The 19272-nt window shown below is 68.6% G+C and carries 21 protein-coding genes and 4 tRNA genes; 17 read left to right on the plus strand and 8 right to left on the minus strand.

The window, feature by feature from the left end; translation table 11 throughout:
- Nucleotides 1-70: 70 nt before the first annotated feature.
- On the plus strand, nucleotides 71-1123 hold the full coding sequence (locus MOQ72_RS06490) for a sunset domain-containing protein (protein WP_242181162.1): 1053 nt from the start codon (nucleotides 71-73) through the stop codon (nucleotides 1121-1123).
- A gap of 7 nt (nucleotides 1124-1130) precedes the next feature.
- Here MOQ72_RS06490 and MOQ72_RS06495 read toward each other — a convergent pair whose 3' ends face one another.
- The gene (locus MOQ72_RS06495) at nucleotides 1131-1574 is read right to left on the minus strand and encodes an Lrp/AsnC family transcriptional regulator (RefSeq protein WP_242181163.1); all 444 of its coding nucleotides are present in this window, start codon (nucleotides 1572-1574) and stop codon (nucleotides 1131-1133) included.
- Nucleotides 1575-1648: 74 nt separating this feature from the next.
- Between MOQ72_RS06495 and ddaH the strand changes: the two genes are divergently transcribed.
- Together ddaH and htpX are read left to right on the plus strand one after the other, a co-directional pair.
- Nucleotides 1649-2503, plus strand: coding sequence for a dimethylargininase (ddaH, locus tag MOQ72_RS06500; RefSeq protein ID WP_372495301.1), 855 nt, complete (start codon nucleotides 1649-1651; stop codon nucleotides 2501-2503).
- 265 nt (nucleotides 2504-2768) lie between these two features.
- Nucleotides 2769-3644, plus strand: a complete 876-nt coding sequence (gene htpX / locus MOQ72_RS06505; protein WP_242181164.1) for a zinc metalloprotease HtpX — start codon at nucleotides 2769-2771, stop codon at nucleotides 3642-3644.
- 39 nt (nucleotides 3645-3683) lie between these two features.
- On the opposite strand, the gene rfbA is transcribed toward htpX, so the two are convergent.
- The 4 genes from rfbA to MOQ72_RS06525 all read right to left on the minus strand — a co-directional run bounded on the left by rfbA (nucleotide 3684) and on the right by MOQ72_RS06525 (nucleotide 5687).
- A complete protein-coding gene (gene rfbA / locus MOQ72_RS06510; protein WP_242181165.1) occupies nucleotides 3684-4565 on the minus strand; it encodes a glucose-1-phosphate thymidylyltransferase RfbA in 882 nt (293 codons plus the stop codon).
- A gap of 21 nt (nucleotides 4566-4586) precedes the next feature.
- A complete protein-coding gene (locus tag MOQ72_RS06515) occupies nucleotides 4587-5078 on the minus strand; it encodes a YajQ family cyclic di-GMP-binding protein (RefSeq protein WP_242181166.1) in 492 nt (163 codons plus the stop codon).
- Nucleotides 5079-5229: 151 nt separating this feature from the next.
- Nucleotides 5230-5310 (minus strand) — tRNA-Tyr (locus MOQ72_RS06520).
- A gap of 68 nt (nucleotides 5311-5378) precedes the next feature.
- Nucleotides 5379-5687 (minus strand): hypothetical protein, encoded by a 309-nt coding sequence (locus tag MOQ72_RS06525; RefSeq protein ID WP_242181167.1) that lies wholly within the window; start codon nucleotides 5685-5687, stop codon nucleotides 5379-5381.
- Nucleotides 5688-5768: 81 nt separating this feature from the next.
- Here MOQ72_RS06525 and MOQ72_RS06530 point away from each other — a divergent pair, with 81 nt between their 5' ends.
- Nucleotides 5769-6026 (plus strand): hypothetical protein, encoded by a 258-nt coding sequence (locus tag MOQ72_RS06530; RefSeq protein WP_242181168.1) that lies wholly within the window; start codon nucleotides 5769-5771, stop codon nucleotides 6024-6026.
- A gap of 8 nt (nucleotides 6027-6034) precedes the next feature.
- Here the strand turns inward: MOQ72_RS06530 and MOQ72_RS06535 are convergent, their stop codons facing one another.
- Nucleotides 6035-6454 carry a TIGR03668 family PPOX class F420-dependent oxidoreductase gene (locus tag MOQ72_RS06535; RefSeq protein ID WP_242181169.1) on the minus strand — a complete coding sequence of 140 codons (420 nt, stop codon included), beginning with the start codon at nucleotides 6452-6454 and terminating at the stop codon, nucleotides 6035-6037.
- A 28-nt stretch (nucleotides 6455-6482) separates the two neighbouring features.
- Between MOQ72_RS06535 and MOQ72_RS06540 the strand changes: the two genes are divergently transcribed.
- The 7 genes from MOQ72_RS06540 (at nucleotide 6483) to MOQ72_RS06570 (ending at nucleotide 12215) form a co-directional block, all read left to right on the plus strand.
- On the plus strand, nucleotides 6483-7466 hold the full coding sequence (locus MOQ72_RS06540) for an alpha/beta fold hydrolase (RefSeq protein WP_242181170.1): 984 nt from the start codon (nucleotides 6483-6485) through the stop codon (nucleotides 7464-7466).
- Nucleotides 7467-7774: 308 nt separating this feature from the next.
- On the plus strand, nucleotides 7775-10408 hold the full coding sequence (locus MOQ72_RS06545; RefSeq protein ID WP_242181171.1) for a putative bifunctional diguanylate cyclase/phosphodiesterase: 2634 nt from the start codon (nucleotides 7775-7777) through the stop codon (nucleotides 10406-10408).
- 134 nt (nucleotides 10409-10542) lie between these two features.
- Nucleotides 10543-10615, plus strand: a tRNA-Thr gene (locus MOQ72_RS06550).
- A 105-nt stretch (nucleotides 10616-10720) separates the two neighbouring features.
- Nucleotides 10721-10796 (plus strand) — tRNA-Met (locus MOQ72_RS06555).
- Nucleotides 10797-10864: 68 nt separating this feature from the next.
- Nucleotides 10865-11029: a 50S ribosomal protein L33 gene (gene rpmG / locus MOQ72_RS06560; protein WP_179718271.1), complete on the plus strand. Its 165-nt coding sequence runs from the start codon at nucleotides 10865-10867 to the stop codon at nucleotides 11027-11029.
- Nucleotides 11030-11328: 299 nt separating this feature from the next.
- A complete protein-coding gene (locus MOQ72_RS06565; RefSeq protein WP_242181174.1) occupies nucleotides 11329-11790 on the plus strand; it encodes a MaoC family dehydratase N-terminal domain-containing protein in 462 nt (153 codons plus the stop codon).
- On the plus strand, nucleotides 11790-12215 hold the full coding sequence (locus MOQ72_RS06570) for a MaoC family dehydratase (RefSeq protein WP_242181175.1): 426 nt from the start codon (nucleotides 11790-11792) through the stop codon (nucleotides 12213-12215). Before MOQ72_RS06565 ends, MOQ72_RS06570 begins: the two co-directional genes overlap by 1 nt.
- A gap of 229 nt (nucleotides 12216-12444) precedes the next feature.
- On the opposite strand, the gene MOQ72_RS06575 is transcribed toward MOQ72_RS06570, so the two are convergent.
- Complete coding sequence (locus tag MOQ72_RS06575) at nucleotides 12445-13884, minus strand: MFS transporter (protein ID WP_242181178.1); 1440 nt, start codon at nucleotides 13882-13884, stop codon at nucleotides 12445-12447.
- A gap of 226 nt (nucleotides 13885-14110) precedes the next feature.
- Here MOQ72_RS06575 and MOQ72_RS06580 point away from each other — a divergent pair, with 226 nt between their 5' ends.
- A complete protein-coding gene (locus MOQ72_RS06580) occupies nucleotides 14111-14935 on the plus strand; it encodes a helix-turn-helix domain-containing protein (protein WP_242181179.1) in 825 nt (274 codons plus the stop codon).
- A gap of 60 nt (nucleotides 14936-14995) precedes the next feature.
- Here the strand turns inward: MOQ72_RS06580 and MOQ72_RS06585 are convergent, their stop codons facing one another.
- Complete coding sequence (locus MOQ72_RS06585) at nucleotides 14996-16225, minus strand: pyridoxal phosphate-dependent aminotransferase (RefSeq protein ID WP_242181181.1); 1230 nt, start codon at nucleotides 16223-16225, stop codon at nucleotides 14996-14998.
- 208 nt (nucleotides 16226-16433) lie between these two features.
- Between MOQ72_RS06585 and MOQ72_RS06590 the strand changes: the two genes are divergently transcribed.
- The 5 genes from MOQ72_RS06590 (at nucleotide 16434) to rplA (ending at nucleotide 19230) form a co-directional block, all read left to right on the plus strand.
- A tRNA-Trp gene (locus tag MOQ72_RS06590) sits at nucleotides 16434-16506 on the plus strand.
- A 30-nt stretch (nucleotides 16507-16536) separates the two neighbouring features.
- The gene (gene secE, locus MOQ72_RS06595; RefSeq protein WP_242181182.1) at nucleotides 16537-16947 is read left to right on the plus strand and encodes a preprotein translocase subunit SecE; all 411 of its coding nucleotides are present in this window, start codon (nucleotides 16537-16539) and stop codon (nucleotides 16945-16947) included.
- Nucleotides 16948-17029: 82 nt separating this feature from the next.
- Nucleotides 17030-17851 carry a transcription termination/antitermination protein NusG gene (gene nusG / locus MOQ72_RS06600; RefSeq protein ID WP_242181184.1) on the plus strand — a complete coding sequence of 274 codons (822 nt, stop codon included), beginning with the start codon at nucleotides 17030-17032 and terminating at the stop codon, nucleotides 17849-17851.
- 155 nt (nucleotides 17852-18006) lie between these two features.
- Entirely contained in the window at nucleotides 18007-18441 is a 435-nt protein-coding gene (gene rplK / locus MOQ72_RS06605; RefSeq protein WP_010315507.1) for a 50S ribosomal protein L11, read from the plus strand.
- 78 nt (nucleotides 18442-18519) lie between these two features.
- The gene (gene rplA, locus MOQ72_RS06610; protein ID WP_242181186.1) at nucleotides 18520-19230 is read left to right on the plus strand and encodes a 50S ribosomal protein L1; all 711 of its coding nucleotides are present in this window, start codon (nucleotides 18520-18522) and stop codon (nucleotides 19228-19230) included.
- The last annotated feature ends 42 nt before the right edge of the window (nucleotides 19231-19272 follow it).

Raw genomic sequence — 19272 nt, forward strand, 5'->3', positions numbered from 1 at the left:
GGCCCTCCGTGGTAGGTATCCCAGGGAGAACTGGCGGCGCCGCTGGAGCCCTTGAGGAGGGACATCGCTCGTGATCACCTGGTTGTTCACCCAGGTGTGGCTGTGGAGCCTCGCCTCGTTCGCGTTAGGTGTGCTGATCAACTGGCTGCTCTTCGTCCGGCCGTTGCGCCGCCGCCTGGCCGAGGTCACCGCGGCCTACCCGGAAGGCGAGTACGAGGACTACGAGTACGACCAGGCTGGCGGGTACGACGACCGGGCCTACGGCGAAGCGCCGTTGGACCTGGTTCGCCCGGCACCGCCGCGCTGGGACGTCGCAGACGAACCGACGATCGGCGACTGGGAGCGGCCGCCGCGAGCCTGGACGACCCCGGACCAACGCCCGAACGCGCAGCAGGAAACCGACAACACCTGGTTCCGGAAGTCGGCTGAGGAGGCCGCGCGCAGCGAGGCTGCCGCGCCCGTGAACTCCGCCGTGACGACCGTGCGACCGCAGACTCCGCCCGCGGCAGAGCCCCAGCCGGTCGCTCCCCCAGCGGAACAGTGGCCGAAGGCGGAGGCGGCCGAGACGACGAAGTCGTCGCAGGCACCTGCGAAGTCCGCCGAGGAGGTGGTGGCGGCCATCGCGGCGGAGGCCGCCGCCGAGTCCGCGAAGGCGGCTCCGGAGCAGGCGACGCCTTCGGAGACTGCGGAGGCCGCGGAGCGGGCCGACGCCGGGGAGTCGCGGATCTCCGGGCTGCTGCACGGCGCGGACGACGCGACGGAGTCGCGGTTGTCCGGGCAGTTGCGGTCGCTGTTCGAGTCGGTGGAGACGCCTGGCGAGGGCAAGGCGGCGGAGACGCCGTACGTGCCGCCGGTCGGTGCCGACGCGACGCAGGTGATTCCGAAGGTCGAGGACGGTAGCCCCGATGCGCCGCCACTGCCGCGGCGCACACCCGGTGCCGGGCCGCGGCCCGGTCGCGAAGCCAGCTCCGGGCCGATGATCAAGGGGCACTCGGCGTCCCGGCAGTACCACAGCCCGGAATCGCCGCAGTACGACGACATCGTCGCCGACGTCTGGTTCCGCACCGCCTCGGATGCGGAGATCGCCGGTTTCCAGCCCTGGAACGGTCAGCGCGCCACCTGATGCGGCTTCACTCCGGTTGGGGCTGGCGCTCCAGGAGTCGGGAGAGCACCACCGTGGACACCGTCCGGTTGACGAAGTCGACCGAGCGCAGCCGTTCCATCGCCTCTTCGAGGTGGTGGATGTCGGCCGCCCGCAGGTGCACGATCGCATCCGCCTGCCCGGACACCGTGTAGGCCGCGACGACCTCCGGCAGCGGCTCCAGCCCGGCGCGGATCCGGTGCGCCGGGACGTTGCCATCGCAGTGCACCTCCACGAACGCTTCGGTGCCCCAGCCCAGCGCTTCCGGGTCGACCACCGCGGTGAATCCTTGCAACACGCCCAGATCCAGCAGTTTGTCCACCCGCCGCTTCACCGCGGGCGCCGATAGTCCCACGTCAGCGCCGATCTCCGCGTAGCTCGCCCGCGCGTCGGCAACCAGGTGCGAAATGATTCGTTGATCCAAGGCATCCATACGCAACATTCTGCCGCAAGAAACGAACACAGCGTTGTTGATAGCTGCTCAAGTCAGCCCTTAGATTTCGATTCATGACGGTTATCGCCGGTCGGGCAGTGGAAACGCCCCTGTTGCCGAAGGCCACCACGAGGCACTACGTGATGTGCGCGCCGAAGTACTTCACCGTCGAGTACTCGATCAACCCGTGGATGGATCCGGGCACGCCGGTGGACGTCGACCTGGCGATGACCCAGTGGGAGACGCTGAAGCGCACCTACGAACGGTTCGGGCACCGCGTCGAAGTCGTCGAACCCCAGCCGGGGCTGCCGGACATGGTGTTCGCGGCCAACTCGGCGACCGTGATAGACGGCCGCGTGCTGGGCGCTCGGTTCCGGGCGCCGCAGCGGGCCGCCGAGGCCGAGCACTTCCGGCGCTGGTTCACCACCCGCGGCTACCGGAACCTGGTCATGCCGTCCCGGATCAACGAGGCGGAGGGCGATTTCGCCTGGACCGGCGAGGTGCTGCTGGCGGGCAGCGGGTTCCGCACCGACCCCGACGCGCACGCCGAGGCGCAGGAGGTGCTCGGGGTGCCGGTGGTGTCGCTGCAACTGGTCGATCCGCGCTACTACCACCTGGACACCGCGCTGTTCGTGCTGGAGCGCGGTGCGCGGGCGCAGATCGCCTACTACCCGGAGGCATTCTCCCCCGGATCGCGGCGGGTGCTGGACCGGATGTTCCCGGACGCCGTGATCGCCGACGCGGCGGACGCCGCCTGCCTGGGCCTCAACGGGGTCTCGGACGGCCAGCACGTGGTGCTGCCGATGGAGGCCACCGGCATCGCGGCGCAGCTGGCCGACCGCGGCTACGAACCGATCCTGCTGAACATCTCCGAACTCCGGAAATCCGGCGGCGGCCCGAAGTGCTGCACGCTCGAACTGCACGCTTGAGGGGGCGAGGGGGAGCACGACGGGCGCCGATCGGCGCCCTTCGTTGCCCGTGGCCGTTCGACGGGTCCAACAGCACCGCACGCGCCGCTGCGCAAGCCCCCATGTGACTTTCGCGTCATTGGCCACAGCCCGTCCGCTCAGTGGAACTACGACTCGCGCCCAGTCGTTTTTTAGGTGACCTTCGAATCACGTGGAAAGGTGTCACGAGAGGCCGACCGGATGCGCCCACTGGGCGCGGTCGGGCCCTTGGGCGGAGGCAGGCACGGTGCACAGTCACGTCAACGGTTTGAAAACCGCGCTGCTGCTCGGCGGCATGAGCGCGTTGGTGCTGTTGGTCGGGTCGATCTTCGGTCGAACCGGCTTGGTCATCGCATTCCTCGTGGCGCTCGGCATGAACGGCTACGCGTACTTCAACTCGGCCAACCTGGCCCTGCGCGCGATGCGCGCCCGGCCGGTGTCGGAGGCCGAGCAGCCCGCGATGTACCGGATCGTGCGGGAATTGGCGACCTCGGCCCGGCAGCCGATGCCCGCGCTCTACATCAGCCCGACCCGCGCCCCCAACGCCTTCGCCACCGGGCGCAACCCGCGCAACGCCGCGGTGTGCTGCACGGCCGGGATCCTCGAACTGCTCAACGAGCGCGAGCTGCGCGCCGTGCTCGGGCACGAGCTCTCGCACGTCTACAACCGCGACATCCTGATCTCCAGCGTGGCCGGAGCGTTGGCCAGCGTGGTCACCTTCCTGGCCAACTTCGGGCTGTTCTTCGGCATGTTCGGCAGCCAGGACGACGACCGCCCGAGCCCGTTCGCGATGCTGCTGGTCGCGTTGCTGGGCCCGATCGCGGCGGCCGTGGTGCAGATGGCTGTCAGCCGCTCCCGCGAGTACCAGGCCGACGCGTCGGGGGCGCAGCTGACCGGCGACCCGCTCGCGCTGGCGTCCGCGCTGCGCAAGCTGGAGCGCGGCACGCAGTTGGCGCCGCTGTCGCCGGAGCCGCAGCTGGTGTCGCAGTCGCACCTGATGATCGCCAACCCGTTCCGCCCCGGCGAACGGCTGACCCGGCTGTTCGCCACCCACCCGCCGATGGACGACCGCATCCGCCGCCTGGAGGGCATGGCGGGCCGCCAACTTCCCCCGGCCTGGTGACGGTTTGCAATTTCGCGAGAAATTGCGAACCGGTGGCGGTCAGCCGGTGGCGCCGGAGCGCCGGGCGACGTCCATGACGTACTGGCCGTAGCCGGATTTGGCGAGCTTGCTGCCGAGTTCCAAGCAGGCGTCGGCCGAGATGTAGCCCATCCGCAGGGCGATCTCCTCCAGACAGGCGATCCGCACGCCCTGCCGGTGCTCCAGGACCTGCACGAACTGCGAAGCCTCCACGAGCGAGTCGTGGGTACCGGTGTCCAGCCAGGCGAAGCCCCGGCCGAGTTGGGTCAGCCGCGCCCGGCCCTGCGCCAGGTAGGCGAGGTTGACGTCGGTGATCTCCAACTCGCCGCGCGCTGACGGGCTGAGTCCCTTGGCGATGTCCACCACGTCGTTGTCGTAGAAGTACAGGCCGGTGATGGCCAGGTTGGACCCCGGCTGCTCCGGTTTCTCCACAATGGACACCAGTTGGCCTGCGTCGTCCAGTTCGCCGACGCCGTAGCGCTGCGGGTCGCGCACCGGGTAGCCGAACAGCGTGCAGCCGTCGAGGTCCCGCACGCATTGCTGGAGGATCCGGGAAAAACCCTGCCCGTAGAAGATGTTGTCACCGAGCACCAGCGCCACCGGGTCTTCGCCGACGAAGTCCGCGCCGATCACGAAGGCTTCGGCGAGTCCGTTGGGCTCGGCTTGTTCGGCGTAGCTGATCCGGATGCCGAATTGGGACCCGTCACCGAGCAACCGCTGGAACAGCGGCATGTCCGCCGGGGTGGAGATGAGCAGCACGTCCCGGATACCGGCCAACATCAGCACCGACACCGGGTAGTAGACCATCGGCTTGTCGTACACCGGCAACAACTGCTTGGAAACGGCCTGCGTCAACGGGTGCAGCCGCGTCCCGCTGCCCCCAGCCAGCACGATCCCCTTCATCCGGATACCTCCAGCGGTGGTTTACCGGAAATTCTCGAATTGGAGCGCCGCGTCGAAATCGCTCGACTTCAGCAGCTGGATGACGGCCTGCAGGTCGTCCTTCTTCTTGCCGGAAACCCGCAACTGCTCGCCCTGGATCTGGGCTTGCACGCCCTTCGGGCCTTCGTCGCGGATCTTCTTGGTGATCTTCTTCGCGATGTCCTGCGAGATGCCCTGCACCACCTTGCCGGTGGCCTTGTAGAGCTGACCGGAGCTGGCCGGTTCGTCGAAGTCGACGGCCTTCAGCGAGATCCCCCGCTTGATCAGCTTCTCCTTGAAGACGTCGATCGCGGCCTTGCAGCGCTCCTCGGTCTCCGACTCCAGCACGACCGCGTTCTCCCCGGACCACTGGATCTTGGAGCCGGTACCGCGGAAGTCGAACCGGTTCGCCAACTCCTTGGCTGCCTGGTTCAACGCGTTGTCCACCTCTTGGTGGTCGACCTTGCTAACCACGTCGAAGGACGGGTTTGCCACCTTCTACCTCCCGTTGAGCCGAAACAGCGCGTGCCTCGCGGCGACACGCTACCGGGCACCGCTTGAGGCCGAGTGCAGGTCGCCAAGCGGGTGCGCGCAAAAAACCGACCCCGCAGCCAGCTCAGCTGGTCAACGGGGTCGGTCCGACGGGTGCCGGGTGGAGGATTCGAACCTCCGAAGCTTGCGCGGCTGATTTACAGTCAGCTCCCTTTGGCCGCTCGGGCAACCCGGCTTGCGCACCAGCTCCGCTGGCTTGCCAGAAAATGATACATACCGGCAACTACGCATTCCGAAGGGGGTTCAGTCCTGTTCGGGGCGGAGGACGAGCTCGTTGGCCTGCGCGAGGCCGCGGTCCAGCTCGGCGCGGGCCTCGTCCGGCAGTGCTTCGCGGAAGTTCGGCCCGGCTGCCTTGACCAGCACCATCAGCCGCTTCGCCAAGCCGCGAGCCTGGGTCAGGCGGATCTCGTCGGCCGCCAGGGTCCGCCGCGAATCCGCGATCAGCTTGCGGTAGCGGTCGTTGAGATCGCCATGTCCGTCGACGACGTCCAGCGCGCTCGCCAGATCCGCGAGTTCTGCCGTGCTGACCAGGACGGAATACGGATCGACCACGGCTGCGCAGCCTACGCGACGCACTTGGCGCATTGACGGCTACGTTGACCAGCAACGACAACGCCCGGCTAGCCTGGCGGTATGGCCATTGATCGGGCAGGTCGTGCGAAGCGGCGGCAGGCGCTGCGCGCCGCCGAACCAACCGCCGCGCAGCGATCTGCCGAACCAGGCCGCGGCGCCGGGGTGGCGTTGGGCGTCGAGGGCCTGTTCAGCGCCGGGGCCCGGCACCAGCTGGAGCACTTGGCGTGGGTGGAGGTGGTCAAGGAGGACGACCGCGAGGCGGGCGGACCTCTCGACCTCGACTCAGACGTCGTCCACCTGGAGCGCAAACAGCCGTAGAGCCCGGCTCACGGCTCTGCGGCCGACCAGCCCGTCCACCGGGACACCTGGGTCACGATCAACGTGCCGGTCGGAGGATTCTGCTGGTACTGCGGGTACTTCGCCACGAGCGCCGCCAGCAGGTCCGGCTGCTCGCCTGGTTCGGCCAGCACCGCCTCGCCGTCGGCGCGCACCCACCACAGGCGGGACCAGTCGTCCTCGTAGTGGTCGACGAGCAGCGCGACGTGCGGATTGCTGGCGATGTTGCGCAGCCGCTTGAGGTTCGTGGTGGTCTTCGGCTTGTGATCGACTGCGGTGACGATCACGGTTGCGCGCACCGCGAAGACCACCGGTACCAGGTGCGGTCGCCCCACGTCATCGGCGCTGGCCAGGTGTGCTGTTCGCGCTTGCTCGAACCAGGTACGTGCCTGCTGTTGGCTGATGCGCATGGTCCGGTCCGATCCGTATTTTCGAAGGGTGCGTTCGAGCGCTCCACCCACTCCAGGGTCCGCCACCGTCGTCGACCCCGGCTACCGCGATCAGCTCTACTGGCTGCGCTACCAGGACTTCTTCCCCGGTGCGCTCCGGCTCACCCAGGAAAACGCGCCCGCCGAGCAGTGGTGGTCGTGGCGCGGCATGTCGGTGCACGTCGACCGCGTCGCGCGGGCGGGTGCCCCGGCCAAGCTGATCGCGTTGCACGGAATCGGTACTTACGGCCGAATGCTCGCTCCCTACGGGCGCCTGCCGTCGCTGGCGGACCTCGAATTCATCGCCCCGGACCTACCCGGCTTCGGCCTCACCGGCACCGGTCGGCGGCCGATCACCTACCGGGACTGGATGTCCTGCGTGCTGGACCTGATCGACGCCGAGCGGGTCCGCGACGACCGGCCGATCGTGCTGCTGGGCATCAGCACCGGCGGCCGCCTGGCCTACGACGTCGCCGCGTGCGCCGCTGGCGCGGTGGCCGGGGTGATCGCCACCTGCCTGGCCGACCCGCGGCGCGACGAGGTCCGACGGCGGCTCGCCGCCCGGCCGGAGATGGCGCGCTGGGCCGGACTGCTCTCGCTGGTACCGAAACCGCTGGGCATGACCCGGGTGCCGGTGCACTGGCTGGCGAACATCGCGGCGGTGTCCAACCACGCCCAGTTCGCCAACCTGGTGTGGGCCGACGCCATCGGCGGTGGCGGTTGGCTGCCGCTCGGCTTCGTCCGCAGCTGCCTGGCCAGTCCACCAGCGGTGCCCCCGGAGCGCTTCGCCGGGCCGCCGCTGCTGCTGGCGCACCCCGCGGAAGACCGGTGGACCCCGCCGCTGCTGTCCCGGCAGTTCTTCGACCGGCTCGCCGCGCCTGCCCGCTGCGCGCCGCTCAGCGGGGCCGGGCACCTGCCGGTGGAGGAGTCGGGACTGGCCGACCTGGACCGCGCGATCCGGGATTTCCTGGACGAGTTCGGGTTGCAGCGGTAACAGCGCGTTCACAGGTGTTGCGTACCGTGGTGGCGTCAAGCCGTTGCTGCGGCGATCGTCACAAAATCCTGGGCAAGTCACCGCAAGCCCAACCACCCTTGGTGCTCGACGCAACTTGTGAAATTCTTGCAGGTCAGATCGCGGCGTCGGACGAGGATGTCGTGTCGAACCGCGCGCAGCAACGGTGATGCGTGCGTCCGGCACATGCAACGGGGGCCATTCGCCACTGGCCAACCGGGCTGTCGTGCGTCACGATCGCGACGGCAACTGTGTGGCACGACCGTGCCACCGGGCGGGGAGGAGCGTGGATGATCGAGCGTCATCGCTCCCTCGGTCCGCACTCCGGCCTGGAGACCGCCCGTCCGCCGGTGCGCGCCGAGGTGGATCCGGTGCGGCGCCGGATGTTCACCGTCTTCTCGCTCGTGGTGCTCGCCGCCGGTGTGCTCGCCTCCGTGGTGACCTCGGCATGGTTGCCCTTCCACTACAGCTCGAACCTGCTGTTCATCGGACCGCTGCTGGCCATGGGCTTCCTGCTGGCCGAGCAGCTGACCATCGACGTGGACGTGAAGCGGGTCGGTTGGACGATCTCGTTCACCGAGATCCCGCTGATCCTCGGCCTGCTGACGGTGCCGTTCGAGGTCGTGCTCGCGGCGAACCTGCTGGCTGGGCTCGGCGCGCAGGTCGGACGCCGCGCGGCCACCCACGTCGTCTACAACGCCGGGGTGATGTGCCTGGAGATCGCGGTGCCGTTCGCGGTGGCCAACGCGGTGAACCGGGCGCTCGTCGGGGTCGCCCCCGACTGGTTCGGCCCGGTCATCGGCACCCTGACCTCACCGCTGATCAGCTGTGGCTTCGCGCTCGCCGCGCTGCACGTGCTGGGCGGTGCGATGCGGGTGTCGGCCGGAGCCCGGCTCGCGGTCCGCACGCTCGCCGTCGGCCTGCTCAACACCTCGGTCGGCCTGATCGGCTACGAGGTCGCGATCAGCACCCTGTGGGGCTGGCTGCTGGTGGCGCTGGTCGGGGCGGCCGTGATCGGCCTGTACCGGGCGTACTCCGGCCTGCTGCGCGAACAGCGCGACCTGGAAGCGCTCAGCGACGTCAGCCTCAGCGTGGCCCGTTCCGGGCAGGCCGCGCCGCATCCGCCATCCGACTCCGTCGCGGGCGAGCCGGAGGTGTCGGTCAGCGAGTGGGAGCCGGTCGCCGAACGGATCCGGGAACAGCTCAACGCCACGCGAGTGGTGCTCAGGCTGCGGCTGGACCCCAGCGGTGAGGTCAGCACGCTGGTCGCGGGCGAGTCGCTGCCGGAGTTGGCGGAGCAGGCCGCGCCGTCGGCGTTGCGCGATGATCCGCTGCTGCAACTGCCGGGTAGCCACGTGCGCTCGTTCCGGACGCTGGAGGCGCCGGAAGAGGTGCGCCGGGCGCTGCGCCAGCGCGGGGCGTACGAGGCGCTGGTCGTGCCGCTGCGCGGCGCCAGCCAACTGCTCGGTGCTGTCGAGGTGCACGACCGGGTCAGCCGCTGGCGCGGCTTCGGCCGGGCCGACGTGCGACTGCTGCACACCCTGGCCAGCCACCTGGCCACCGCGATGGACAACCGCCGACTGCTCGCGCGGCTGCGCCACGACGCCTACCACGACCCGTTGACCGGGCTGCTCAACCGCACCGGCTTCCGCGAGATGGCGGCCGAGGAGCTGCGCAACGGTCGCACCGCGGTGGTGCTGCGGGTCGATCTCGACGTGCTCACCACGGTCAGCGAGGCCCTCGGCTACACCTGGGGCGACCGGATGATCGTCGCTGCCGGGCAGCGGATGCGGGAAGAACTCGGCGAAGCGCCGCTGGCCCGGTTGGAGGCGAACTCCTTCGCGGTGCTGCTGCTGGACCACACCGAAGCCCAGGCGCACGCGTTCGCCCAGCAGCTGCGGGAGGCGATCGGCAAGCCGTACCCGCTCGACCGGATCGTGGTGGAGGCCGCCGGGGTCGGCGGTTACGCCTCGTCCGCACCGGTCGACGGTGAATGCGAGACCGACATCGACACCCTGTTGCAGCACGCCGACGTCGCGGTGCGGGCCGCCCGCAACGGCGAGGACGGGGTGCGCGGCTACGCCCCCGCGATGGGCCAGGTCTTCCTGCGCCGGTTCCAACTGGTGACCCAGTTCCGGCAGGCGCTGGACTCCGGGCAGGTCGAGGTGCACTACCAGCCGAAGGTCGCGCTACCCGCCCGCCAGGTCGTCGGCGCAGAGGCGCTGGTGCGCTGGTCGCACCCGGAGTACGGCCGACTGGACCCGGACGAGTTCGTGCCGCTGGTCGAGGCGACCGGGCTGGTCGACGCGCTGACCTCGTTCGTCATGGAATGCGCGTTGATCAAGATCCGGCAGTGGCTCGACCGGGGGCTGCGGATGTCGGTGGCGGTGAACCTGTCGGTGCGCAACCTCGCCGACGAGACGTTCCCGGACCGGGTCGGCGAGGCCCTGCTGCGCCACGACATCCCGCCGGAACTGCTCACCTTCGAGCTGACCGAGTCGAGCGTGATGGCCGATCCGGAGCGCGCGCTGCCGGTGTTGCGCCGACTGCACGCGATGGGCGTGGTGCTGGCGGTCGACGACTTCGGCACCGGGTACTCCTCGCTGGCCTACCTGCGCCAGCTGCCGGTGGACGAAGTGAAGATCGACAAGAGCTTCGTGCTCGGCATGGGCACCGATCTGGGCGACATGGCGGTGGTCCGCTCGATCGTCGAGCTCGGGCACTCGCTGGACCTGGTGGTGGTTGCCGAGGGCGTGGAGGACGACGCAGCGCGCGACCAGCTGGTCGAGATGGGCTGCGACGTCGCGCAGGGCTACCTGATCTCCCGACCGCTGTCCGAGGAGCGGTTCGAAGCGTGGTTGCAGGCCCGCACCAAGCGTGATCGCGGAGCCCGCTCCGAGACGGTGCTCACACTGCTGCACTGAGCCCCGCGACCTGGGCGAAGAGGGCCCCTCTGGGCCGAAAACCCCGTGATGACCAGGCTTTTCAGCCCAGCGACCCCCCGGTTTGGGCGTGGCCTCGGCGGTTGTGTAAAGTTCTAATCGCTCCGCAAGGGCACGCCCCAATAGCTCAGTCGGCAGAGCGTCTCCATGGTAAGGAGAAGGTCTACGGTTCGATTCCGTATTGGGGCTCGAAAGGCAGCCGCGGTGCTCGGTAAACTGGGTGCTGTGGCTGTTTTGCATGGGATATCCTGCGTCCGCTGAGACGCCCGGTGCATGCGCCGAAGGTCCCAGCATGGCGGTGTAGCTCAGTCGGTAGAGCAAGCGGCTCATAATCGCTGTGTCGCCGGTTCAAGTCCGGCCACCGCTACCAGTCACGGGTTCGTGCGGATCTCAAGCGAACCGTTCCGGCAGTAACGATCGAGACAGAAAGGCACCTCCGTGGCCGCCACCGACGTCCGACCCAAGATCACGCTGGCGTGCGAGGAGTGCAAGCACCGCAACTACATCACCAACAAGAACCGGCGCAACAACCCGGACCGGTTGGAGATGAAGAAGTTCTGCCCGAACTGCGGTACGCACAAGCTGCACAAGGAAACCCGCTGACCGCGATGTGACCGAGAGGCTCGATCCTGCTCGCGCTTCGCGCTTCGCCGGATCTCGGTCACAGTGTTAACTGGGGGCCGAGCCCTCCAAACCCCCACGGTGCGGTGGTCGCCTTTCGTTGGCTCCTCGCGTGGGGTGTCGTTCCCGATCTGATCATTGACCAGCTGTTTGGTTGCCAGCTCATTGGGCGGCTGTTGGCCGCTGTTGAGGGTGTTGGTGTGCTGCGGCTGGTGTCTGGTGTTGGCCCGTCCCTTCTTGTTGGGGGCGGGCTCTTGTTTTTGGTCCGGTAGCCTGCTGGGGTGCCGCTTGACCCTTCATTCATCGGGCGTTCGTATCCGCCCGCGTCTCCTTACGAAGTTGGTCGGGAGAAGATCCGCGAGTTCGCCGACGCCATCAAGGACGACTCGCCGCTCTACCGCGATCCGGAGGCCGCCAAGGCCGCGGGCTACCCAGAGGTGATCGCGCCGCCGACCTTCGCGATGATCATGTCCATGGCCGCGAACGAGGTGGTCGTGCACGACCCGCAGCTCGGCCTCGATTACAGCCGCGTGGTGCACGGCCAGCAGGAGTTCATCCACCACCGGCCTATTCGGGCTGGTGATCGGCTCGTCACCGTCGTGCACGTCGATGACATCAAAGCTCGCGCGGGCAACGACTTCCTGACGGTGCGAGCGGAGATCGCTACCGTCGACGGCGAACCGGTGTGCACCGGGAAGGCGATGCTCGTCGCCCGCGGCACGGCGCAAGAGGGAGAAGCGTGATGAGCGTGCGGATGTCGGACGTCTCCGTCGGTGATCAGCTGCCGGACCTGACCGTCGCCCTCACGCGAGCTGACCTGGTCCGCTACGCGGGTGCGTCTGGCGACTTCAACCCGATTCACTGGAACGAGCGGTTCGCCACCGAGGTCGGGCTACCGGACGTGATCGCGCACGGCATGCTCACCATGGCCGTCGCCGGTCGGGTGATCAGCGAATGGACCGGCGATCCGGGCGCGATCCTGCACTACGGGGTGCGGTTCACCCGGCCCGTAGTGGTGCCCGACGACGACACCGGCGCGCTGGTCGAGGTGTCCGGCAAGATCTCGGCGAAGAACGACGACGGCACCGTCAAGGTGAACATCACGACCCGCAGCGCGGGCCAGGGCGTCCTCGGCGGTGCCACCGCCATCGTCCGCCTCGCTGACTGAACCCTCCCGACATGAGAGGTGAAGGGCACCTTTGACCGGCTTGGAGAGTGCGCGGCTCGTTTTGCGTGGCGGTGCGGGTGGCGGAACCTCAGAGGCTTTCTCGTCTCCGGGATCCCCGACTTATGTATGTCCCACGGCGTCGGGGCTGTCCTCGCGAGAAAGCCTCTGAGAACCCGCGGCGGTGCGAGCGCGCCCTCTTACTCGGTGAAACGTGCCCTTCACCTCGACCTCATCGAGTGAACCCGTGGCGGGGTTGGCGTGGGTTCCGACCGGGATCACGGGTGGGTGCTCGGTGCAATCGTCGGACCAGGATCGCGCTGAGGGCATTGGTGGCTGCCATTGCGGCGCAGGTGATCGCCAGTGCGGATGCGTGGCCCACGGTGGCCAGCGAGGTGAAGAAGAGCAGCCCGAACCCGCTCACCCCGAGCGCACCACCGAGCTGCTGAGCAGTGCTGACGAGTCCGGACGCGGCACCGACCGAATCCGCCGGAACTCCGCGCAGCACGGTGCTGAGCAGCGGTGTCAGGAAAAGACCTTCGCCGAAACCGGTCACCAGCAGACCGATCTCCATGCCGATCTGCGGCTCGCCCAGGACGGCAACGCCCACCACGCACATCCCGAGAGCGGAGAGTGCCGCGCCGAGGGCCAACGCTGCGTCGCCAAATCGGCGGCGCAACCGAGGAGCCAGCAGCGATGCCCCGGTGAAAGCGACGGCGAGCGGGACGAAGGCCATCCCCGCGCCGAACGGATCGACACCTCGCCCGTCCTGCAGGTACACCCCGAACGTGAGGAAGAACGCGTTCAAGCCCGAATAGAACAGCAGCACCAAACCGATGCCGCGGCGGAAATGCGGCTTGGTGAACAACGACAGCGGCGCGACCGGAGCATCTCCTCGCAGCTCGGAGCTCCGCTGGTGGCGCAGGAAGGCGAATGCCAGCGGCGGCGTCGCGCCCAACGACACGATTGTCCACAGTGGCCAGCCAAGATCCTGGCCGAGCAGCAGTGGCGTGGTGAGCGCGAACAACGTGCCAGCCGCCAAGCCCGCGCCGACCAGGTCCAGACGGCGGGTGCCCGGCGCTCGCGACTCGGGTACCAGCACCGGTGCCGCGAGCAGCGCGACCGCCCCGATCGGCAGGTTGATCAGGAAGATCGGCCGCCAGCCCAGCCCGAACAGGTCGAGTTCGATCAGCCAGCCGCCGAGCAGCTGACCGAGCACCGAGGCCAGCGCGATGACGCAGCCCAGCACGGCGAACGCACGCGGGCGCGTGTTGTCGTCGAACAGCACCTGCACCACCGCGAACACCTGCGGGAACAGCAGCGCGGTCCCCAGTCCCTGGCCGATCCGGGCCAGCACTAGGACCTCCGGCGAGGGCGCCAGTCCGCACAACGCGGACATCACCATGAACAACCCGACACCGATCGTGAAGATCCGGCGGCGGCCGTGCGCGTCGCCGAGTCGCCCGCCGGTGGTGAGCCCGGCGGCGTAGGCGATCTGATAGCCCGCCAGCACGAGCTGCACCTCTCCGGGGCTGGCCCCCAGGCCGCGGCTGAGCGCGGGTGCGGCGACGACCACGACGAACACGTCGAGGATCGCCAGGAAGTTGCCGATCAGCAGGACCGCGAGCGCGGCCCAACGGCGACTGGATGCGACGGCGAGCGCGGTGGTCACCTGATCTCCCTCCCCGCCAGCACTTCCGGCGGCGGGACCAGCCTCGACCGCGAGTGATCCTGGTACCAGACAGTGGTTATCCTGGTATTCGAAGTCCCTCTCTTCGCGTCCTGGCGTTCGACGCCCATCCGGTGCGGCTGGATGCCGATTTCGCGCGAAATTGCCGGTCCCCCCATGCCGGTGCCGGGGCGGTTGAGTCGCATGACCAGCGGAACGGGAGGCGAACGTGGCCACGGCCGGGCGAGCGGAGTTGGCCGACTTCCTGCGGACCCGGCGGGCCCGGATCGGGCCGGACGAGGTCGGGCTCCCGGTCGGGGCACGGCGGCGGACCCCTGGCCTGCGACGCGAGGAAGTCGCACAGCTCGCCGCGGTCAGCCCCACCTGGTACACGTGGCTCGAACAGGGACGCGACGTCCGCCCCTCGGCGCAGGTGCTGGAGGGCATCGCCGAAGTGCTGCGACTGGACTTCGCCGAACGTTCCTACCTGTTCCAACTGGCCAGGGGTGAAGCGCCGCCGACGTTGCCGCCTCGCCAGGAACCGGTGCCGGACTACCTGCGGCGGCTCGTCGAGCACCTGGCCGCGCCCGCCTACCTCACCAACCGACGCCTGGACGTGCTCGTGTGGAACGCGGCGGCGAGCGCGGTGCTCGGCGACTTCGGCCAGGTGCCCGCCGAACAGCGCAACAGCATCTGGCTGGTGTTCACCGACCCGCGGCGCCGCACGCTGCTCGCCGAGTGGCAGGAGGTCGCGCAGCACCTCGTGGCCCTGCTCCGCGCGGCAAGCGGGTACTACGCCGAGGACCCGCGGTTCGCCGAGCTGGTGTCCGCCCTCATCGACGCCAGCCCGGAATTCCGGAAGTGGTGGCCGGATCACGACGTCGCAGGTCGGGGTGCTGGCCGCAAGCTGTTGAACCATCCGACGGCGGGTCGGCTGGCACTGGACCACACCACGCTCGTCCCGGACGAAGCGCCGGAACTGCATCTCGTCCTCTACACGCCAGCGGACGAGGCCACCGAAGCGAAGCTGGCCAAGTTGCGCGCGGCGAGCTGATCAGCCGGATAGCGAAGAGGGCCCGCCTCCGCGGAGACGGGCCCTCTTCGTGGTGCGTGACTACTTGGCTTCGCTGAGCAGCTCCGCCATCCGGGTCACGCCGGTGACCAGGTCGTCGTCGCCCAGCGCGTACGACAAGCGGAAGTAGCCCGGCGTGCCGAACGCCTCGCCCGGCACCACCGCGACCTCGGCCTGCTCCAGGACCAGCCCGGCCAGCTCCACGCTGTTCTGCGGGCGAACGCCGCGGATCTCCTTGCCCAGCAGCTCCTTCACCGACGGGTACGCGTAGAACGCGCCCTGCGGCTCCGGGCAGCTGACACCGGGGATCGCTGAGAGCAGCTCGACGATCTTGCGGCGGCGGCGGTCGAACGCCGAGCGCATCTCCGCGACCGCGTCCAGCGAACCGCTGACGGCCTCCAGCGCGGCCCGCTGCGAGACGTTGGCGACGTTGGACGACAGGTGCGACTGCAGGTTCCCGGCCGCCTTGATGACGTCCGACGGGCCGATCATCCAGCCCACCCGCCAGCCGGTCATGGCGTAGGTCTTGGCGACCCCGTTGAGCACCACGCACGTGTCCGCCAGTTCGGGGACCACGACCGGCATCGACACGTGCCGGGCGTCGCCATAGACCAGGTGCTCGTAGATCTCGTCGGTGACCACCCAGATGCCGTGCTCGACGGCCCAGCGGCCGATCGCCTCGACCTGCTCCGGCGGGTAGATCGCCCCGGTCGGGTTGGACGGCGAGTTGAACAGCAGCACCTTGGTGCGCGGGGTGCGCGCGGCCTCCAACTGCTCGACGGAGACCAGGTAGCCGGTCGACTCGTCGGCGGGCACCACCACCGGCACACCACCCGGCAAGGTGATCGCCTCGGGGTAGGTGGTCCAGTACGGGGCGGGTAGCAGGACCTCGTCACCCGGATCGATCAACGTCTGGAACGCCTGGTAGACGGCCTGCTTACCGCCGTTGGTCACCAGCACCTGGCTCGGCTGCACGGTGTAGTCGGAGTCGCGCAGGGTCTTCGTGGCGATGGCCTCGCGCAGCTCCGGCAGACCAGCCGCGGGGCTGTAGCGGTGGTTCTTCGGATCGGAGCAGGCGGCGATGGCGGCGTCCACGATCGGCTGCGGCGTCGGGAAGTCCGGTTCACCGGCGCCGAACCCGATCACCGGCCGCCCGGCGGCCTTGAGCGCCTTCGCCTTGGCATCCACGGCCAGCGTGGCGGACTCGCTGATCCCGCCGATCCGCGCGGACACCCGCGCCTTAGTCTGTTGGTCTGTCTGAGGTGCGGCCATGACTGCAATCCTGGCAGATGCGAAGTGTCCTCCGACACGCTCCCCACCAGCGGCGGAGTTGTTCATGGCCGGACACGGGGGGTGCCGATGGAGCAAGGTCGTCGACGTGCCGTACACTTTCGAACCTGGGATGCCTGAACTCCCTGGAACAAGGTTCCAGGGCCGGTACAGGGCGTCCTGAATTGCGGTCGAGGTTCAGGACCGCCAAAGGGGTGTAGCTCAATTGGCAGAGCAGCGGTCTCCAAAACCGCAGGTTGCAGGTTCAAGTCCTGTCGCCCCTGCGTCGATGCGACGGTGAGCGGAGGATGGGCGTGAGCGAGGACCGCGAGCAGGACCAGGACGGAGCGCGCGACGACGCCGCTCGTCCGTCCAGCGCCGCGGCGCGGCGCGCGCGTCGTGCCTCCGCCCGTCCGACCGGTCGCAAGGGCCGGTCCGGCGAGTCGAATTCTTCGGGGTCCGACTCGGCGCGCACAACTGAGTCGAAGGGTCGGCCAACCCCATCGCGGGACGGTCGGCAGGGTCGGGTTTCGCTGTTCCGGAAGATCGGACGCTTCCTGCGCGAGGTCGTGGCCGAACTGCGCAAGGTCATCTGGCCTACGCGCAAGTCGTTGGCGACCTACACCCTCGTGGTGCTGGTGTTCGTCAGCATCATGGTGGCGTTCGTGGCCGGTGTGGACGTGCTCTTCGCCAGGGGCGTTGGGTGGTTGTTCGGCACCGGCTGAACACCATCAGGCACGCGCCAGGTGGTGCCGGCGGCGGAGCAACGACCCGGCACGCAACGCACGAGAGGAAGCGAGACCGACTGTGACCTCCCACGAGGGTCAGGAATCCACCGGCCTCACCGACGAGCAGGTGCTGCCCGAGGCCGAACAGGCCGAGGCGACCGCGGACTCGGTCGACGCAGTCGATTCCGCGGACGGCGCCGACTCCGGCGAGGACACCGGTGCGGCCGACGAGACCGAGGTGTCGGCCGAGATCGACAGCGAGAGCGGCGAAGCCGACGAGGCGGCCGCCGAGCCCGATCCGGTCGAGGAGCTGCGCGCCGCGCTGCGTCGCGCCCCAGGCGACTGGTACGTCGTGCACTCCTACGCGGGCTACGAGAACAAGGTCAAGACCAACCTCGAAACGCGGGCCCAGACGCTCGACGTCGAGGACTACATCTTCCAGGTCGAGGTGCCGACCGAAGAGGTCACCGAGATCAAGAACGGCCAGCGCAAGCTGGTGCAGCGCAAGGTGCTGCCCGGCTACATCCTGGTGCGGATGGAACTCAACGACGCGTCCTGGAGCGCGGTGCGCAACACGCCGGGTGTCACCGGCTTCGTCGGCGCCACCTCCAAGCCGTCGCCGCTGACCATCGACGAGGTGCTGAAGTTCCTGGCCCCGCAGGTCGAGGAGAAGAAGGCCGAGGCTGGCAAGAAGACCGCCGCGCAGGCCGCTGCCAAGCCTGCGGTGGAGGTCGACTTCGAGGTCGGCGAGTCCGTCACCGTGATGGACGGCCCGTTCGCGACCCTGCCTGCGACGATCAACGAGGTCAACCCGGACGCCCAGAAGCTCAAGGTGCTGGTGTCGATCTTCGGCCGCGAAACACCGGTTGAGCTGTCGTTCAACCAGGTTTCCAAGATCTGACCGTCTCCCCGGTGCGGGAGCGCGGCGGCTGCGCGCGGATCTGGCAGGACCCACGCGCAGGAGCGGGCGATGCCACCGTTTCGTGGTCTCGCCAGATTCGGCTCCGCCAATAGGCGGGGCCGGGCAACCGGATAGCGAAGACACAGGAAGCAAACATGCCGCCCAAGAAGAAGAAGCTGGCAGCGATCATCAAGCTGCAGATCCAGGCGGGCCAGGCCAACCCGGCCCCGCCGGTCGGCCCGGCGCTGGGTCAGCACGGCGTCAACATCATGGAGTTCTGCAAGGCGTACAACGCCGCCACGGAGAACCAGCGTGGCAACGTCGTGCCGGTCGAGATCTCCGTGTTCGAAGACCGCTCCTTCAGCTTCGCGCTGAAGACCCCGCCAGCCGCCAAGCTGCTGCTCAAGGCAGCCGGTGTGGCCAAGGGCAGCGGTGAGCCGCACAAGACCAAGGTCGGCAAGGTCTCCATGGACCAGGTCCGCGAGATCGCGCAGACCAAGATGGCGGACCTCAACGCCAACGACATCGACCAGGCGGCCAAGATCATCGCGGGTACCGCGCGGTCGATGGGCCTGACGGTCGAGGGCTGAACCGAAACACCGAGAAGTGTGGGAGGGCTCCAGCGCAGCCCAACCAACCACAACTGATCCACCTGCGATAGGACAGAAATGGCAAAGCGCAGCAAGGCATACCAGCAGGCGGCCGAGCTGATCGACAAATCGCGGCTGTACGCGCCGCTGGAAGCCGCCGAACTGGCCAAGAAGACCTCCAAGGCCAAGATGGACGCCACCGTCGAGGTGGCGCTGCGGTTGGGTGTTGACCCCCGCAAGGCAGACCAGATGGTCCGCGGCACCGTGAACCTGCCGCACGGCACTGGCAAGACTGCCCGCGTCATCGTGTTCGCCGTCGGTGACAAGGCCGCTGAGGCCGAGGCCGCCGGGGCGGACGCGGTTGGTTCCGAGGACCTGATCGAGCGCATTCAGGGCGGCTGGCTCGATTTCGACGCGGCGATCGCCACCCCGGACCAGATGGCCAAGGTCGGCAAGATCGCGCGGGTGCTCGGTCCGCGCGGCCTGATGCCGAACCCGAAGACCGGCACCGTCACCCCGAACGTCAGCAAGGCGATCGCGGACATCAAGGGCGGCAAGATCAACTTCCGGGTCGACAAGCAGGCCAATCTGCACTTCATCATCGGCAAGGTGTCCTTCGACACCGAGAAGCTGGTGGAGAACTACGCGGCTGCGCTGGACGAGGTCCTGCGCGCCAAGCCGTCGGCGTCGAAGGGTCGGTACCTGAAGAAGGTCACCTTCACGACGACGATGGGACCGGGCATCCCGGTGGACCCGGCCATCACCCGCGGTCTGACGGCCTCGGCCTGACGACGCGAAGTTCCGCTGAGAGGGCGGGCCGCTCCCCCGGAG

The sequence above is a fragment of the Saccharopolyspora soli genome (assembly GCF_022678645.1).
GTDB lineage: Bacteria > Actinomycetota > Actinomycetes > Mycobacteriales > Pseudonocardiaceae > Saccharopolyspora > Saccharopolyspora soli.

Coding starts and splice junctions, on each gene's coding strand:
- MOQ72_RS06535 (WP_242181169.1), bottom strand. CDS start 6,454: ATGCGCATCAGCCAACAGCAGGCACGTACCTGGTTCGAGCAAGCGCGA.
- MOQ72_RS06495 (WP_242181163.1), bottom strand. CDS start 1,574: ATGGATGCCTTGGATCAACGAATCATTTCGCACCTGGTTGCCGACGCG.
- MOQ72_RS06585 (WP_242181181.1), bottom strand. CDS start 16,225: ATGGCCGCACCTCAGACAGACCAACAGACTAAGGCGCGGGTGTCCGCG.
- MOQ72_RS06530 (WP_242181168.1), top strand. CDS start 5,769: ATGGCCATTGATCGGGCAGGTCGTGCGAAGCGGCGGCAGGCGCTGCGC.
- rfbA (WP_242181165.1), bottom strand. CDS start 4,565: ATGAAGGGGATCGTGCTGGCTGGGGGCAGCGGGACGCGGCTGCACCCG.
- MOQ72_RS06570 (WP_242181175.1), top strand. CDS start 11,790: ATGAGCGTGCGGATGTCGGACGTCTCCGTCGGTGATCAGCTGCCGGAC.
- rplA (WP_242181186.1), top strand. CDS start 18,520: ATGGCAAAGCGCAGCAAGGCATACCAGCAGGCGGCCGAGCTGATCGAC.
- rplK (WP_010315507.1), top strand. CDS start 18,007: ATGCCGCCCAAGAAGAAGAAGCTGGCAGCGATCATCAAGCTGCAGATC.
- MOQ72_RS06545 (WP_242181171.1), top strand. CDS start 7,775: ATGATCGAGCGTCATCGCTCCCTCGGTCCGCACTCCGGCCTGGAGACC.
- ddaH (WP_372495301.1), top strand. CDS start 1,649: ATGACGGTTATCGCCGGTCGGGCAGTGGAAACGCCCCTGTTGCCGAAG.